This window comes from Amycolatopsis sp. NPDC052450 (assembly GCF_044547565.1).
Taxonomy (GTDB): domain Bacteria; phylum Actinomycetota; class Actinomycetes; order Mycobacteriales; family Pseudonocardiaceae; genus Amycolatopsis.
Genome location: NZ_JBIUAQ010000022.1, coordinates 103,487 through 118,802, shown reverse-complemented (window position 1 = coordinate 118,802; position 15,316 = coordinate 103,487). Strand labels below are relative to the sequence as shown.

General features: G+C 69.3%; 16 protein-coding genes. 8 read left to right on the top strand and 8 right to left on the bottom strand.

The window, feature by feature from the left end:
* Positions 1-499: 499 nt before the first annotated feature.
* A complete protein-coding gene (gene pdxH / locus ACIHAO_RS29915) occupies positions 500-1,195 on the bottom strand; it encodes a pyridoxamine 5'-phosphate oxidase (RefSeq protein ID WP_396563372.1) in 696 nt (231 codons plus the stop codon).
* A gap of 557 nt (positions 1,196-1,752) precedes the next feature.
* Positions 1,753-2,124 (bottom strand): hypothetical protein, encoded by a 372-nt coding sequence (locus ACIHAO_RS29910; RefSeq protein WP_396563370.1) that lies wholly within the window; start codon positions 2,122-2,124, stop codon positions 1,753-1,755.
* A gap of 389 nt (positions 2,125-2,513) precedes the next feature.
* Between ACIHAO_RS29910 and ACIHAO_RS29905 the strand changes: the two genes are divergently transcribed.
* From ACIHAO_RS29905 to ACIHAO_RS29875, 7 genes are read left to right on the top strand one after another with little or no spacing between them, the layout of a single operon-like run.
* Positions 2,514-3,518 carry an ABC transporter substrate-binding protein gene (locus ACIHAO_RS29905; protein ID WP_396563368.1) on the top strand — a complete coding sequence of 335 codons (1,005 nt, stop codon included), beginning with the start codon at positions 2,514-2,516 and terminating at the stop codon, positions 3,516-3,518.
* Positions 3,515-4,468, top strand: coding sequence for an ABC transporter permease (locus ACIHAO_RS29900; protein ID WP_396563366.1), 954 nt, complete (start codon positions 3,515-3,517; stop codon positions 4,466-4,468). Before ACIHAO_RS29905 ends, ACIHAO_RS29900 begins: the two co-directional genes overlap by 4 nt.
* Complete coding sequence (locus ACIHAO_RS29895) at positions 4,465-5,253, top strand: ABC transporter ATP-binding protein (RefSeq protein ID WP_396563364.1); 789 nt, start codon at positions 4,465-4,467, stop codon at positions 5,251-5,253. Before ACIHAO_RS29900 ends, ACIHAO_RS29895 begins: the two co-directional genes overlap by 4 nt.
* Before the next feature lie 2 nt (positions 5,254-5,255).
* On the top strand, positions 5,256-7,877 hold the full coding sequence (locus ACIHAO_RS29890; protein WP_396563362.1) for a nitrate- and nitrite sensing domain-containing protein: 2,622 nt from the start codon (positions 5,256-5,258) through the stop codon (positions 7,875-7,877).
* Entirely contained in the window at positions 7,874-8,299 is a 426-nt protein-coding gene (locus tag ACIHAO_RS29885; protein ID WP_005156032.1) for a roadblock/LC7 domain-containing protein, read from the top strand. Before ACIHAO_RS29890 ends, ACIHAO_RS29885 begins: the two co-directional genes overlap by 4 nt.
* A gap of 20 nt (positions 8,300-8,319) precedes the next feature.
* Positions 8,320-8,700 carry a DUF742 domain-containing protein gene (locus ACIHAO_RS29880; RefSeq protein ID WP_396563360.1) on the top strand — a complete coding sequence of 127 codons (381 nt, stop codon included), beginning with the start codon at positions 8,320-8,322 and terminating at the stop codon, positions 8,698-8,700.
* Positions 8,678-9,271, top strand: coding sequence for an ATP/GTP-binding protein (locus ACIHAO_RS29875; RefSeq protein ID WP_125789373.1), 594 nt, complete (start codon positions 8,678-8,680; stop codon positions 9,269-9,271). Before ACIHAO_RS29880 ends, ACIHAO_RS29875 begins: the two co-directional genes overlap by 23 nt.
* 88 nt (positions 9,272-9,359) lie before the next feature.
* Here the strand turns inward: ACIHAO_RS29875 and ACIHAO_RS29870 are convergent, their stop codons facing one another.
* On the bottom strand, positions 9,360-9,980 hold the full coding sequence (locus tag ACIHAO_RS29870; RefSeq protein ID WP_396563357.1) for a TetR/AcrR family transcriptional regulator: 621 nt from the start codon (positions 9,978-9,980) through the stop codon (positions 9,360-9,362).
* 91 nt (positions 9,981-10,071) lie between these two features.
* Here ACIHAO_RS29870 and ACIHAO_RS29865 point away from each other — a divergent pair, with 91 nt between their 5' ends.
* Entirely contained in the window at positions 10,072-11,163 is a 1,092-nt protein-coding gene (locus ACIHAO_RS29865; protein ID WP_396563355.1) for a lipase family protein, read from the top strand.
* 57 nt (positions 11,164-11,220) lie between these two features.
* Here ACIHAO_RS29865 and ACIHAO_RS29860 read toward each other — a convergent pair whose 3' ends face one another.
* The 5 genes from ACIHAO_RS29860 to ACIHAO_RS29840 are packed head-to-tail and all read right to left on the bottom strand — an operon-like array spanning position 11,221 to position 15,307.
* Complete coding sequence (locus ACIHAO_RS29860) at positions 11,221-11,925, bottom strand: urease accessory protein UreD (protein WP_396563353.1); 705 nt, start codon at positions 11,923-11,925, stop codon at positions 11,221-11,223.
* Positions 11,922-12,629 carry an urease accessory protein UreG gene (gene ureG / locus ACIHAO_RS29855; RefSeq protein ID WP_037317874.1) on the bottom strand — a complete coding sequence of 236 codons (708 nt, stop codon included), beginning with the start codon at positions 12,627-12,629 and terminating at the stop codon, positions 11,922-11,924. The genes ACIHAO_RS29860 and ureG overlap by 4 nt, the downstream gene beginning before the upstream one ends.
* Complete coding sequence (locus ACIHAO_RS29850; protein WP_396563350.1) at positions 12,619-13,293, bottom strand: urease accessory protein UreF; 675 nt, start codon at positions 13,291-13,293, stop codon at positions 12,619-12,621. The genes ureG and ACIHAO_RS29850 overlap by 11 nt, the downstream gene beginning before the upstream one ends.
* Positions 13,293-15,014: an urease subunit alpha gene (locus ACIHAO_RS29845; RefSeq protein WP_396563348.1), complete on the bottom strand. Its 1,722-nt coding sequence runs from the start codon at positions 15,012-15,014 to the stop codon at positions 13,293-13,295. The genes ACIHAO_RS29850 and ACIHAO_RS29845 overlap by 1 nt, the downstream gene beginning before the upstream one ends.
* Entirely contained in the window at positions 15,014-15,307 is a 294-nt protein-coding gene (locus ACIHAO_RS29840) for an urease subunit beta (RefSeq protein WP_396563346.1), read from the bottom strand. The genes ACIHAO_RS29845 and ACIHAO_RS29840 overlap by 1 nt, the downstream gene beginning before the upstream one ends.
* Positions 15,308-15,316: the final 9 nt, after the last annotated feature.

Sequence of the window (15,316 nt, the reverse complement as noted above, 5' to 3'; positions counted from 1 at the left end):
GTCGCGAAAGCCACTTTCGCGACGCCTGGCGTCGCGAAAGTGGCTTTCGCGACACCCCGACGACCGATCGGCGACCGAGACCCACTGCCCATGCCCACAGCCCCGCCGCACCTCGGCGACAAGCCCCCGGTGCCCACGCCGATGCCCCACGCCGATGCCACCGAACCCCCGGTGCCCCCACGCCGATGCCCCCACCCACTCCGGTGCCCCAACGCCGACGCCACCGAGCCCCTGGTTCCCCACGCTGGTGCCCCAACGCCGGTGCCCCAAGACCCCGGTGCCCAACGCGGCCCCCCAACGCCCGTCCCCCCAAGACCCCGGTGCCCCCACGCGTCTCCCGGGAGCGCGCCAGCGCGACGGGGAGACTTCACCGTCGCGCGCCCTCTTTTGGGCCGAAGGCCCCCGGAAACGCGATGAAGGGGCACCCTCCGCTCGCAACGTGAGTTGCAAGCGACCCGGGTGCCCCTTCGGCGCGTTTGCGGAAGCGCGCGACAAGAAATTACGGCGCTACGCGTTCAACCTGCCAGCCGTCGTCGGTGCGGACGTAGCGGAGCCTGTCGTGCATGCGGTCTTCGCGGCCTTGCCAGAACTCGACGACGTCGGGCCGGATGCGCCAGCCGCCCCAGTGCGGCGGGAACGGGATGTTCTCGACGTCGGCGAAGCGGCGTTCGATGCCGTGGAGCGCGGTCTCGAGGGCGCGGCGCCCGTCGACGACGCGGGACTGGGGCGAGGCCCAGGCCCCGAGCTGTGATCCCCGCGGGCGGGAAGCCCAGTACTCGGCGGTCTCGGCGACGTTGACCTTCTCGACCTCGCCGCGCACGTGGACCTGACGCTGCAGGGCGTACCAGGGGAAGGTGACCGACGCGTAGCGCGTCGCGGTGAGGTCGTGGCTCTTGGTGGAGGTGTAGTTCGTGTAGAACACGACGCCGCGTTCGTCGAGGCCCTTGCACAGGACAGTCCGGGAGGACGGCCTGCCTTCGGGGTCGGCGGTGGCGAGCACCATCGCGTTCGGTTCGGGGATCCCGGCGGAGACGGCCTGGTTCAGCCAGTCCTGCAACTGGGCGGTCCAGGTCTCCGCCAACGCGGACTCGTCGAAGGCGGCGCCTTCGTAGGCCACCCTCATCCCGGGCAGGCGTACGACGGCGTCGTCAGCGCCGACAGCGCCAGCAGCGTCGTCCTTGATCTCCGGCATCATCCGCCAAACCTCCGTACCCGATCGGGGCCCATGACTTCGGCTTTGCCGCCGACGGTATTGCCTAGAAGGCGGCGGCGAAACCCACTGAACGGTGACACCCGCCACCCCTGCTCGATCATCTGTGTGTAGCCGCCGGACCGCAAGCCGTTACCTGCCGGTTACCTGGCCGCCCCTGATCGATACAGGTCGATCGTCGGCCGCCGGGGCGGGGCCCGCCGGTCCGTGAAATGGCACCCGCGCGCGCGAAGGCGGACTAATTCGCCTTTGCGGAAGGTGGGAATTGCCTGGACAGACCCGGTTCGAGGGGGCGGAAGGGAATTGCGATCACCGAACCCGCCCTATTCTTACCGCCATTTCGAACTATTCGAATTCGGCGACTCCTGGACACTCGGAGGCCACCCATCCGGCGCCGAGCCAATTCTGTCGTTTGATAGAAATTAGCGGCCGGGAAACATCGCCGACACAGATCCGTGAGATGTGCCAGAAGGACGGCCAAGGCCGGCTCCGGGACGGCAATTGTGTCCCCGGAACCGGCCTTCGCTTCTTCTGCCCGGTTGTCAGTTCGTGACAGTCAACTCCGCACGGACGATCCAGCCCCAGCAGTCGTACGACGCCGTGTACCGGCCCGGCACCGTCCCGGCCGGACCGTCGCCCCGCAACGCGACACCGATGCCGCCGGTGCCGCCGTCTCCCACCACCCGCAAGGGAATCGGCGCGGCGAGCCCGTCCGCGACGAGGGTCGTCGCGAGCTCGCCCGCCCCCGACGGGCGCAGGCAATAGATGTCGGCGGTGACCGTCCCACCTGCGACAACGGCACTCGGACTGAGGACCAGACTGGACGGTCTGGTCGCGTTCGCCTGCCCCGCACCGGCCAAGGTGGACAAGAGCGCCGCCCCCGCGACGCACAACGCGGCCGAACGAATTTTCATCCTCTGCTCCCTCCAGAAGACGGGCGAAGTTTTCACCCGCCACCCGATGGACGTACGGCGCCTGGACCGGGGTTGCCCACCGGTCGAGAGTCCGCTCTTTGGGGCGAACGGCCGGATTTAGCAGAATGTGACAGCGAATCGTGCAAGAGCCGACGATCACACTAGGTAGAGCTTGCGCCACTCGATAGGATCGCCGCCGAGAGCAACGGGGTGATCACCTCTATCCAGAGTGTTCAGAGGTTTTGATGGGACGGCCGGGTGTGCGGCCGCACCGTCCGCTATTGCCGGCCGGGCTTCCGCGAGGGAGCTCGACACCGGTCGATCAGTCCTGCGCTCGAACCGCCGGAACTTTCCACGCCCGTGTTACTCCCCTTCCCCAGGAGTGCGTTGTGATTTCCCGTTCCCGCCGTCTCATGACGGCGTTGTTGTGCGCCCTTTCGCTCGCAGGCGTGACCGCCCTTTCGGCTTGTTCCGACAGCACGGCCGCCTCCGGCAACAAGGTCACCATCGGTTACAGCGCCTGGCCGGGCTGGTTCCCCTGGGCGGTCGCCCAGGAGAAGGGCCTGTTCGAGAAGAACGGCGTGACCGTCGACCTGAAGTGGTTCGACAGCTACACCGAGAGCATCAACGCACTGTCCTCCGGCGCGATCGACGCGAACAGCCAGACCCTGAACGACACGCTCGCGTCGGTCAGCGGTGGCGCGAAGCTGTCGGTGGTGCTGGTCAACGACAACTCCACCGGCAACGACAAGATCATCGCCCGCCAGGGGATCACCGGCGTCGCCGACCTCAAGGGCAAGAAGGTCGCCGTCGAGCAGGGAACCGTCGACCACTACCTTCTGCTGCTCGCGCTGCAGGAGGCGAAGCTGACCGAGAAGGACGTCGAAGTGGTCCCGCTGCTGACCGACGCCGCCGCGGCCGCGTTCGTCGGTGAGCAGGTCGACGCCGTCGCCGCCTTCGCCCCCTTCACCTCGAAGGCGCTCGAGCGCCCCGGCAGCCGCGCGATCGCGACGTCCGCCGAGTTCCCCGGCGCCATCCCGGACCACCTCGTCGTCTCGGAGCAGATGTCGAAGGAGCGGAAGAAGGAGGTCCAGGCGCTGGTGAACACCTGGTTCGAGACGATCGAGTGGATCAAGCAGAACCGGGACGAGGCCGTGCGGATCATGGCCAAACGCGGCGCGGTGTCGATCGAGGAGTACAAGAGCTACGACGCCGGCACCACGATCTTCACCAAGCAGCAGAACCTCGACGCCTTCACCCCCGGCGTCACCCCCGCCCACCTGAACTTCCAGGCGGGCAAGATCGCCGACTTCATCGTCTCCAACGGGCTCGCCCAGAACCGGCCGAACTTCGACGGGCTGTTCGACGACCAGTACGTCAAGGCGGTGAAGTGAGCACCACGGACGCGGCGAAGCAGGCCACTCAGCGGGCGGACGCCGCTGACGAGGCCGAAGCGCGCCGTCTCGAAGACGAGCAGCGGCTCGCCGAAGCGCAGGAAGAGCGGGCAGGCTCGCGGCCGGACTGGTCGCCGCTGCCCCGCCGGGCCGGCCTCAAGCCGGACGCGTCCCCGTTGTTCTCGCTCCGGACGCCGATCCCCGCGCGCTGGCGGTGGACGCTGGCGGTGGCCTCGTTCGTGATCCCGCTGCTGATCTGGGTGACGCTGAACGCGCTGGGCACCATCAAGCCCGCGTTCCTGCCGACGCCGGTCGCGGTGTTCGACGCGCTGCTGAAGATGATCGAGTCGGGTGAACTGTTCAGCGATCTCTGGGCCACCACCCAGCGGGTGCTGCTCGGTTTCGGGCTCGCGGTGCTCGTCTCGGTGCCGCTGGGCATCGTGATGGGGACGTTCGACGCGGGGCTGGCGCTGTTCGAGCCGGTCATCGCGATGCTGCGCTACCTGCCGGCGAGCGCGTTCATCCCGCTGCTGATGATCTGGCTCGGCCTCGGCGAACCGTCGAAGGTCGCGGTCCTCTTCCTCGGCACGGTCTTCTTCAACACGCTGATGATCGCCGACGCCGTCCGCGGGGTGCCGCGTTCGCTGCTCGACGTGTCCTACACGCTCGGCGCGCGGCGCGGCGAGGTCCTGCGCAAGGTGATCGTGCCGCACGCGCTGCCCGGGATGATCGACGCGACCCGCGTCAACGCCGCGGCCGCGTGGAACTTCGTGGTGGTCGCCGAACTCATCAACGCGACCGCCGGGCTCGGCCTGCGGATCATGCGGGCTCAGCGGTTCACCCAGACCGACCGGATCTTCGCGCTGCTGATCGTGATCGGACTGCTCGGACTGGTCATCGACATCGCGCTCCGTCAGCTGCGGGCTCGCGTCGGGAAGTGGGCGGCATGACGCTTCAGCTGAAGGCCGTCGCCAAGGACTACACGGTCCGCGACAAGACCACCCGTGCGCTCGACGGGATCGATCTGGACATCACGCGCGGCGATTTCGTCTGCGTGGTCGGCGCGAGCGGATCCGGCAAGTCGACCCTGCTGTCGCTGATCGCGGGGCTGACCGAACCGACCGAAGGCCTGATCACCCTCGACGGTGACGCGGTGACCGGGCCCGGCCCGGAACGCGGACTGGTGTTCCAGCACGGCGCGCTGTACCCGTGGCGCACGGTGGAGGGCAATGTCGCGTTCGGACTCGAACTGCTGAGCCTCGACAAGGCCGAGCGCGCGCGCCGGGTCGACTGGTATCTCGGGGAGACCGGGCTCGCCCACCTCCGGAAGTCGTTGCCCAAACAGCTTTCCGGCGGGCAGAAGCAGCGGGTCGCGATCGCGCGGGCACTGGCGTGCGAGCCCGACGTGCTGCTGCTGGACGAACCTTTCGGCGCACTGGACGTCCAGACCAAAGAGGACATGCAGGTCCTGATCCGCCGGATCTGGGCCGACACGCACACCACGGTGCTGATGGTGACCCACGACGTCGAAGAGGCCGTGTTCCTCGGCAGGCGCGTCGTGGTGCTGGCCTCGGATCCGGGCCGGGTGGCCGCCGACATCGTGGTCGATCTGCCCGGCGACCGCGAACTCGCGGTCAAACGCGCGCCGGAGTTCGTCGCGCTGCGCGCGTCCATCGAAGACCTCGTCCGGGAGCAGCACCGCGGACACCTCGGGCGGAGCCGGGGAGAAAGGTGATCATGAGGCACGGGAAGACCCGGCCCGAACGCGGGCCGCGGTCCGGATTACTCGGCAGACTCGGCATCCGGGGCAAGCTCAACCTGCTCCTGATGCTGCCGCTGACCGCCGTGGTCCTGGTGTCGGTGCCTTACGTCGCCGGGGAGATCGACGACGCCCGGTCCGCGCGCACCACCGCCGACGTCGCGTCGCAGGCCCGCGCGCTCGGCACGCTGGCCTGGGAACTGCAACGGGAACGGCTGCTGACGGCGCACTACATCGCGTCTTCGTCGGCGAGCAGTTCGGCGATGCTCAAGCAGCAGGGCGTCGTCGCGGAAACGGTGAACCGGATCCGGTCGCAGCTGAGCGCCGACGCGCCGGAAGAGCTCGCCGCCGCGCTGGTGCGGATCGGGTCGCTGAACGAGATCCGGGAGAACGCGCTCCGGCGCGGGGCCTCACTGGACAGCGTGGCGCGGACGTATCACGCGGTGATCGACGCGGTCATCAACTCGCTCCGCCTGGTCCCGCAGCAGACCAGTGACGCGGAGGGCACCCAGCAGCTGACGGCGCTCGACGCGCTGCTGCGCGCGAACGAGGAGAACTCGTTGCGCGGTATGGCGTTGATCATCGTGCTGGTCACCCCCGAATCCGGGGCGCCGGTGCTGGCCGACGCGAAGCAGCAGTCGTCGCTGTTCCTCGAACGGTTCGTGCAGCAGGCCGACGTCGTCCAGGCCACCCAGGTCGTCGCGGTCGAACAGGGCGAGACGGGCCGCCGGGTCGACGCGCTGGAAGCCAGGCTCGCGGAAGCCCGCGGCCCGCAGGCCGTGCAGAGCCTGCTGCCGGACATCCTCGGCGCCGTCGACGCCCAGTCGAACCAGCGACGGCTCGCCCAGGACGCGGTCACCACCGGCATCACCGACGCCGCGACCGCGCGGGCCGACGCCGCCCAGAACCTGGCGTGGACGATCGGTATCGGCGCCGGTGTGCTGTTCCTGCTGGTCGGCGGGCTCGCGATCGCGGTCAGCCGGTCGATCGCGGATCCGCTGCGGAAGCTGACCACGGCGGCGACCTCGGTCGCGGACCTCGCGAGCACCGAACTGGTCCGCGTCACCGACACCGAGGAAGCCGAAGAACTCGCGCCGCGGCTCGCCACCATCGACGTGTCCTCGCAGGACGAACTCGGCAAACTGGCCGACGCGTTCAACCGGGTGCAGGCCACCGCGGCCGAACTGGTGGAGCGGCAGGCGATCACGCGGCGCAACGTCGGCCTGATGTTCGCCAACGTCGCGAAGCGCACGCAGAACCTCGTGGGCAGGCAGCTGGCGCTGGTCGACGAACTGGAGCGCAACGAGCAGGACGTCGCCCTGCTGGCCAGCCTCTACCGGCTCGACCACCTCTCCACCCGCCTGCGCCGGAACGCGGACAACCTCCTCGTCGTGTCGGGGAATCGCGACGAGGCAAGGATTTCCGGCCCGATCGAGCTGTCGACGGCGCTGCGTTCGGCGCTCGCGGAGATCGAGGACTACCAGCGGGTCCGGCTCGGTTCGATGGGCGACGTCCTGCTGTCGTCGCCGTTCGGCTCCGATCTGGTGCTGATCTTCGCCGAGCTGCTGGAGAACGCGACGTCGTTCTCCCCGCCGGAGTCCTTTGTGGACGTCGGCACGAAGATCCTGCCCGACGGCTCCTGCCTGATCGTGATCGTGGACCAGGGCATCGGCATGACCGCCGAACGGCTCGCCGAGGAGAACCGGCGGCTGGTCGAACGCGAGCGGCTCGAACTGGCGCCGACCAGTGTGCTCGGGCTGTTCGTGGTCGGGCGGCTCGCGCGGCGGCACGGACTCAAGGTCGAACTGACCGAGACCGAGCCGGGTGCGGGGATCACCGCGCGGCTCACCGTCCCGCCGAACCTGCTGACGTACCGGCAGCCCATGCCGAAGTCCGTCCCGGCGCCGCCGGTGTGGCCGACGGCGGAACCGGTCGACGAGCCCGCGCCGCCGTCCTTGCCCGCGCCGAGGGCGAAGACGCCCGGGCACGAGCCGCCGACACTGGCGATCGCCGGGATGATCCCGCGCGACGGTACGCGCCCCAAGGACTTCCGGTGGTTCCGCAAGACCGACGGGGAGATCGTGGAACCCGCACCGGCACCTGTTCCGGTGCCGGCACCCGTGTACCAGGCTCCCGCGCCGACGCTCACCGCCGCCGATCCCGGGGAGACTCGGGGCGGGCTCCGGCGCCGCGTCAAGGGCGCGCAGCTGCCAGGCGCCCCCGAGGCGCCGTCGCGGCAGAAGTCCAGGCATGATCCAGAAGCGGCCAAAGCGGCCTTCGACGGCTTCGAGGCCGGACTCGCGAAGGCCACCACGTCGCCGGCAGCAGCCGCAGCGCCGATGTCGATGCCGACCCCGACACCGGTGCCCGCCGCCTCACGCGGCGGTCTCACCAGAAGGGTCCCCGGCGCGCAGCTGGCGCCGGGACTGTCCAAAGGACCGGCCGCGCGGCACCAGACCGCGCGGGCGGCGCTGAACACCACCAAGCCCAAGGGCATGCGTGACCCCGAGGCCGAGCGTGCCGCGTTCGACGCCTTCAGTGACGGGTTGGAGAAAGCCGTCAACCCGGAGATGGAACAGAGAGAGAAGAGCAAGAGATGACGACCGGAGTCAGCGTCGAAGCCCGGAATTTCAACTGGTTGGTGACGCGCTTCGCCCAGAACACGGCGAGCGCGATGGGCGCGATCGCCGTCTCGGCCGACGGCCTGCTGATCGCGATGTCGTCCGAGCTGGAACGGGCCAACGCCGACCGGCTGGCCGCGATCTGCTCGGCGATGCTCGGCTTGGCGCACGGTGTCTCCGAGAGTCACCCGCTCGGTTCGCCCGACAAGATCATCATCGAGCTGGAGCAAGGCTACCTGCTGGTCTGCACGATCAGCATCGGCTGTTCGCTCGGCGTGCTCGCCACCAAGCAGGCCAGCCTCGGCACGATCGCGTACGAGATGGCGATGTTCGCCAACCGGGCCACCGAGGTGCTCACCCCCGCGCTGATCGAGGAACTCAAGAAGAGCGTCGGCAGCTGAACTGACGAGGGGACAAGGGAATGAGCGACGACCAGGTACCTCAGCCGCGAGGCGCCGAACAGGGCATCTCGCCGCTACGCCCGTATCTGCTCACGGCCGGCCGCGCGCAGCCGGTGGACGGCACGCTCGAAATCGAGGCTCAAGTGCTCACGAGCAGGCTCGGCGCGGCTTCGCACGCGAGGCTGACCTTCGAACGACGGGAGATCGTTTCCCTTTGCCGGGACACGAAATCCGTCGCCGAAGTGGCGGCGATGCTCGGCCTGCACATCGGCGTGGCCCGTGTCCTCGTGGCGGATCTCGCCGCGCTCGGCTACGTCGTGCTCCGTCGCCCTGCCGGAGCCTTCACCCAGGACCTCGGCATGATCGAAAGGGTCATTCGTGGACTCGAATCAATTCGCTGAACCGGTGACGGCCAAACCGCCGACACCGGTCAAGATCGTCATCGCCGGCGGGTTCGGCGTCGGCAAGACGACCACCGTCGGCGCGATCTCCGAGATCAAACCGCTGACCACCGAGGCGGCCATGACCTCGACCGGCGCGGCCGTCGACGGCACCGGCGGGAACGTGCCGTCGAAGACCACCACCACGGTGGCGCTGGACTTCGGCTGCATCACCATCGACGAAGAGGTGAAGCTGTACCTCTTCGGCACGCCGGGGCAGGACCGGTTCGGGTTCATGTGGCACGACCTCGTGCTGGGGGCGCTGGGCGCACTCGTCATCGTCGACACCCGCCGTCTCGACGACTGCTATCCGGCCGTCGACTACTTCGAGAAGGCCGGGCTGCCGTTCGTGGTCGGGGTGAACGTCTTCGACGGCTCCCTCAAACACGACCTCGAAGACGTGCGCTGGGCACTCGCGGTGGGCGAGGACGTCCCGCTGATCACCTTCGACGCGCGACAACGGCTTTCGGTCCGTGACGCGCTGCTCGCCGTACTGCACAACACGTTCCGGCGGGCCTCCGCCGCCTCCTGACGGTCTCCACCCTCGCAATTCGGCACCTGGTTGCGGTAGTTCGCCTTCGAACCACCGCAACCAGGTGCCGAATTGCGGCCGGGGGAGGCTAGGCGGGGCGGGTGATCGCGGCGAGCATCAGGGCCCGGAGTTCGGCGGCGACGTCGGCGACCGGCAGCGGCGGGGTGTGCGCCTGCCACTCGCGCAGCAGTCCGGTCGCCGCGCCGACGAGCGCGATCGCCGTCAGGTGGTAATCGCGGTCCGGCGCCACCCCGTGCTCGGCGGCGTGCCGGGCCTCGGCTTCGATGAACGCGGCCCACCGGTCGACCCATTCCTGGTGCTGCGCCTCCAAGGCGGCGCTGACTCCGACGGCCTCGACGTAGTTCAGCCGCGGCATCCGGGGATCCGAGGTCACCGTGCTGACGAAGACGTCAAGCAGTGTCCCGATCCGGGTGACCGCGTCCGCGTCCTCCAGCCGGTCCAGGATGCCGTTGACGTGCTCCAGCGCGAGCGAGTTGATGCGCTCGTGCAAGGTCAGCAGCACCTTCTCCTTGCTCTCGAACTCCTCGTAGAAGTTCCGCGTCGAGACGCCGGCGCGGGTGCACAACTCGGTGATCTTCGCCTGCTGGTAGCCCGTCGAGGTGAACAGGTCCAGGGCCGCCACGAGCAGGCGTTCACGCCGTTCGGCGCGCCGTTGCTCGGGCGCGACCCCGCCGTAGGTGCGGGCCACTCGACCTCCCCCGATTCGGTAACAGGGATTGCCAGATGCTAGCAACTCCGCCTACATTGCGAAAATCTCAATTACCAAACTGGAGGCAACGGTGCTTCGGACAGTTCTGGTCTCAGCCCTCGCAGCCGCCCTGATAGGCGCGCCCGCCGCGCAAGCCGCGCCGAGCGCGCCCGGGGATCTGGTCGACTACAAACCGGTCATCGCCACCGCCCCGGCGAAGGCCTGGAAACTCAACTACCGCTCCACCTCGGCGACGGGACGGCCGAACACGGTGTCGGGCATCCTGCTGGTCCCGCACACGCCGTGGACGAAGGGCGCGCGGCCGCTGGTCAGCTACGCCGTCGGCACCCACGGCCTCGGCGACCGCTGCGCGCCGTCGACCCGGCTGACGAACGGGTCCGAGAACGAAGTCCTCCTGATGAGCCAAGCGCTTTCGCACGGCTGGGCGGTCGTCGTGACCGACTACGAAGGCCTCGGCACCCCGGGCACGCACACCTACGCCGTCGGCCAGTCCGAAGGCCGGGCCGTCCTCGACGCCGCCCGCGCCGCCTCGAACGTCCCCGAAGCGGGCCTGTCCAAGACCGGGCCGGTCGGCGTTTTCGGCTACTCACAAGGAGGTCAGGCCGCGGCCTTCGCCGGTGAACTCCAGCCGTCCTACGCGCCCGACGTCAACCTGGTCGGCGTCGCGGAAGGCGGTGTCCCGGCGGACCTGAACGCGGTCCTGAAGTTCAACGACGGCGGCCCGGCGTTCGGCCTGGTGCTCGGCGCCGCAGTCGGCTACTCGACGGCGTACCCCGAACTGCCCTTCAACGACGTGCTCAACGCGAAGGGCGAGAGGATGGTCGCGAAGGTCAAGGAAGCGTGCACCGTCGAACTCGGCGCTGCGGCGCCTTTCGCGCGGCTCAACGACTTCACGACCGTCCCGAACGTTTCCGCGGACCCGCGCTGGCAGGCCCGGCTCGGCGAGAACCTGGCGGGCAAGACCAAACCCGGCGCGCCGGTCTTCCTGTACCACGCGTCGCTGGACGAACTGATCCCGCTTTCGGTCGGCAAGGGCCTGCTCGACCGCTACCGCGCCCTCGGCGCCGACGTCACCTGGCAGGAGTTCCCACTGCTGGAGCACATCGGCGGCGTCTCGGCGGGCGGTCCGGTCGCGATGACCTGGCTGGGCACCAAGTTCTGACGGGGAGTCGGTCCGTGAAGGCCTCCTTGAGGGACTCTGGGTCCCTCAAGGAGGCCTTCACGGACATTCGAACACCCGGAGCGCGGTCACGGCGTCCGGCGCCAAGGAAGTCGTGAGCGTTCCGCCCGCGGCCAAAGGCGTCCGCGACCACCACTCACCGGAAGCAGCCGGGACAGCTGGGCCGCCGACGACCAGATCGGTCGCCAGGACGCGCCGTTCGGCGAGGTGCGCGAGACTGGAGTCCAAGGTGGAGTCCCCGATCTCCAGCGTCTGTCGCAGCACCGGCACTTCACCTCGCGTCACCTGCTGGGTGGTCACCAAAGACCCGGGCCGCTCACCGGCCCGGCCGAGTACGAGCACCTCCCGCGTGTGCAGATAGGCATCGGCCGCCAGTGATGCCTTGAACACCGCCGAGTGCCGGGCCCGCGCGGTCACGACGGTCGGCTCCGGCAGGTACTCCAGCGACCCACCCGAATCCACGACAACGTCCACAAGGGACGAACTTCCCTCCCCGTGCAATCCCGGAAGCGCGATGGTCGCCGCGACTCCCGATAGCCGCAGCGAAGCACCGGCTCCGACGCGGATGGTCAGCTTCAGCTCGTCGCCGCCCAACGGCGAGGTCGCCGAGTTGACCAGGTGCACCACCGCGGTCACACCGGTGCCCCGCTTGGGAAGGAGCGTGAGCGGCGCCATCGAGCGCAGCTCACGCAGTACGGTCCGGCCGCCCTCGAAGCAGGCGGTCAGCCGCGCATGCGCCTTCACCCCGCGCGGACCGGGAGCAGCGAACGGACCCAGTCCGCCACCGCCGGCGCGTTCGGAGTGTCCACAAGGGACTGAGTGATCACCGGCAGCTCGCCCCGCATCCGGTGCGCGTCCGAGGTCATCACGTCCATGTCCGCGCCGACCAGATGCGCGATGTCGATCTTGTTGATCACCAGCAGATCCGCGGTCGTCACACCCGGCCCGCCCTTGCGCGGCACCTTGTCGCCACCGGCGACGTCGACCACGAAGACCTGGCTGTCGGCGAGCCCGCGGCTGAACACCGCGGTGAGGTTGTCGCCGCCGCTTTCGATGATCACCAGGTCCAGCCCGGGGAATCGCTCCTCCAGCCGCTCGACGGCGTCGAGGTTCGCGGTGATGTCGTCGCGGATCGCGGTGTGCGGGCACGCGCCGGTCTGCACGGCCTCGATCCGCTCCGGGTCGAGCACGCCGGCCTTGCGCAGGAAGTCGGCGTCCTCGGTGGTGTAGATGTCGTTGGTGACGACGGCGAGGTTCACCTCGTCGCCGAGCGCCCGGCACAGCGCCGCGGTGAGCGCGGTCTTCCCGCTGCCCACCGGCCCGCCGATCCCGATCCGGTACGCACGGCCCGCGGTCGGCGCCTGCTCGTAGTGGTCGGGTTCCGCCGCCGTCGGGTCGAAGTTGACGGGATGCACGTGACCGTGTCCGTGACCATGCTCAACTGGCAAAGAGACGCACCTCTTCCTGGTGATGCCGGGCGTGTGCCTCGGCGAACAGATCGAGCGCCGGAGAACCCGGCGCCGGGAGATCGGCCGGATCGCCGCCCGCGACCTCGGCCGCGCGCAGGGAGACGTCCCGGACTTCCTTCGCGAGACGGGCCACGACGGCGTTGACGGCGAACGGGTCCAGCCCGAGCAGCCGCACGGCCGCGCTCGCCGGCCCGCTGATCGCGAGGTACGCCACCGCCATCGCCGCGTCGAAGGGCACTCCGATCAGCGCACCGGCCACCACCGGGTGATGCGGCCGAGGGGTTTCCTTCAACAGCTGGGAAAGCACCGGCGACGGCCACGCCGCCTTGCCCGCCCTCGCCGTCCCGCGTCCTTGCGCGCGGGACGCTTCCCGCTGCGCGAGCGACGGCGTTCTGGCGTCGAGTTCGACGTCGAGCCGCTGCCAATGTCCACTCTGGACGTTCCGCGCCGCCGCGTGCGCCGACGCGGCGGCGAACACCGCGGCGAGCGAACCCGCCGTGCGCAAGCGTCCAGAGAGGAACCCCGGCAGGTCGCGTTCGTGGGTGATCAGCTTCCGGGTGACGGCCTCTTCGAGCCCGCCGGAATGGACGTGGCCACCCCCGGGGAACCGGGAGTCGGCGAGGATGAGCGCGGCGAGGTCCATCAAAAGAGGAAATACCTTTGCGCCATGGGCAGTTCCGTCACCGGCTGGGGCTCGATCAGCTCGCCGTCCACGTGCACGGCGAAACTGTCCGGCTCGACCCGGATGTCCGGTGTCGCGTCGTTCAGCACCATGTCGGCCTTGCCGCGGGAGCGGGTGTTCGAGATCGGCACGAGTTCCCGCGTGATACCGAAGCGTTCCGCCACCCCGCTCTCCCATGCTTCCGGCGCCACGAAATGGAAACTGCTCGCGGCCGCCACCACCGGGGCCGCGCCGAACATCGGCCGCGCCAGCACGGGCTGCGGCGTCGGGATGGACGCGTTGGCGTCACCCATCGCGGCCCACGCCGGGAAACCACCCTTCAGCACGACATGCGGCCGGACGCCGAAGAACTTCGGCTCCCACAGCACGAGATCCGCGAGTTTCCCGATCTCCACCGAGCCGATCTCACGCTCCATACCGTGCGCGATCGCGGGGTTGATCGTGTATTTGGCGACATAGCGACGAGCCCGCAGGTTGTCGGCCGCGCCGTCGCCGGGCAGGGCGCCGCGCCGCCGTTTCATCACGTGCGCGGTCTGCCACGTCCGGATGATCACCTCGCCGATGCGGCCCATCGCCTGCGAATCCGAGCTCATCATGGAGATCGCGCCGAGGTCGTGCAGGACGTCTTCGGCCGCGATGGTCGTCGGCCGGATCCGGCTTTCGGCGAACGCCAGGTCCTCGGGCACGGACGGGTTCAGGTGGTGGCAGACGACGAGCATGTCGAGGTGCTCGTCGAGGGTGTTCGCGGTGTGCGGGCGCGTCGGATTCGTCGACGACGGCAGGATGTTGGGCAGTCCGGCGACCTGGATGATGTCCGGCGCGTGCCCGCCGCCCGCGCCTTCGGTGTGGTACGCGTTGATCGAGCGTCCCCGGATGGCGTCCACTGTGGACTCCAGGAAGCCTGCTTCGTTCAGGGTGTCGGTGTGGATCGCCACCTGGACCCCGGATTCGTCGGCGACGGTGAGGCAGGCGTCGATCGCGGCCGGGGTGCTGCCCCAGTCCTCGTGGAGTTTGAACCCGCCCGCGCCGGCGGCGAGCTGTTCGCGCAGCGCCTCGTGCCGGACGGTGTTCCCCTTGCCCAGCAACAGGACATTGACCGGCTGGCCGTCCATCGCCTGCAGCATCCGGCCGAGGTTCCACGCGCCGGGCGTGACGGTGGTGGCCTTGCTGCCTTCGACCGGGCCGGTGCCGCCGCCGACCAGGGTGGTGAGCCCGGACGCCAGGGCGGTCTCGGTCAGCTGCGGGCAGATGAAATGGACGTGGCAGTCGATGCCGCCCGCGGTGAGGATCTTCCCGTTGCCGGACAGCACTTCCGTCGACGGGCCGACGACCAGCGCCGGATCGACGCCGTCCATCGTGTCCGGGTTGCCCGCCTTGCCGATGCCGACGATCCGGCCGTCGCGGACGCCGACGTCGGCCTTGACGATCCCCCAGTGGTCCAGGATCACCGCGCCGGTGATGACCAGATCGGGCGCGCCTTCGGCCCGGGTCGCCATTCCCTGGCCCATGGATTCGCGGATCACCTTGCCGCCGCCGAACAACACCTCGTCGCCGCTGCCGGACGGGCCCATGCTGCGGTCTTCGGTGACTTCGATCAGCAGGTCGGTGTCCGCGAGACGGATCCTGTCCCCGGTCGTCGGGCCGAACAGTTCGGCGTACCGCTCGCGATCGATCGACGGCATCAGGACTCCTCGCGCAATCCGGGCACCACACGGTTCCCGGCCAGCGGGACGAGGTCGACTTCGCGTTCGACGCCCGGCTCGAACCGCACGGACGTTCCCGCGGGCACGTCGAGACGATGTCCTCGCGCGGCTTCGCGATCGAATTCGAGCCCTGGATTGACCGACGCGAAATGGTAGTGCGAACCGACCTGGACGGGCCGGTCGCCGAGGTTCCGCACGAGCAGCCGGACCCGCGGCCTGCCCGGGTTCAGCTCGACCGGTTCGTCCCCGGTGATGATCTCTCCTGGTCGCACCCGTCCCCC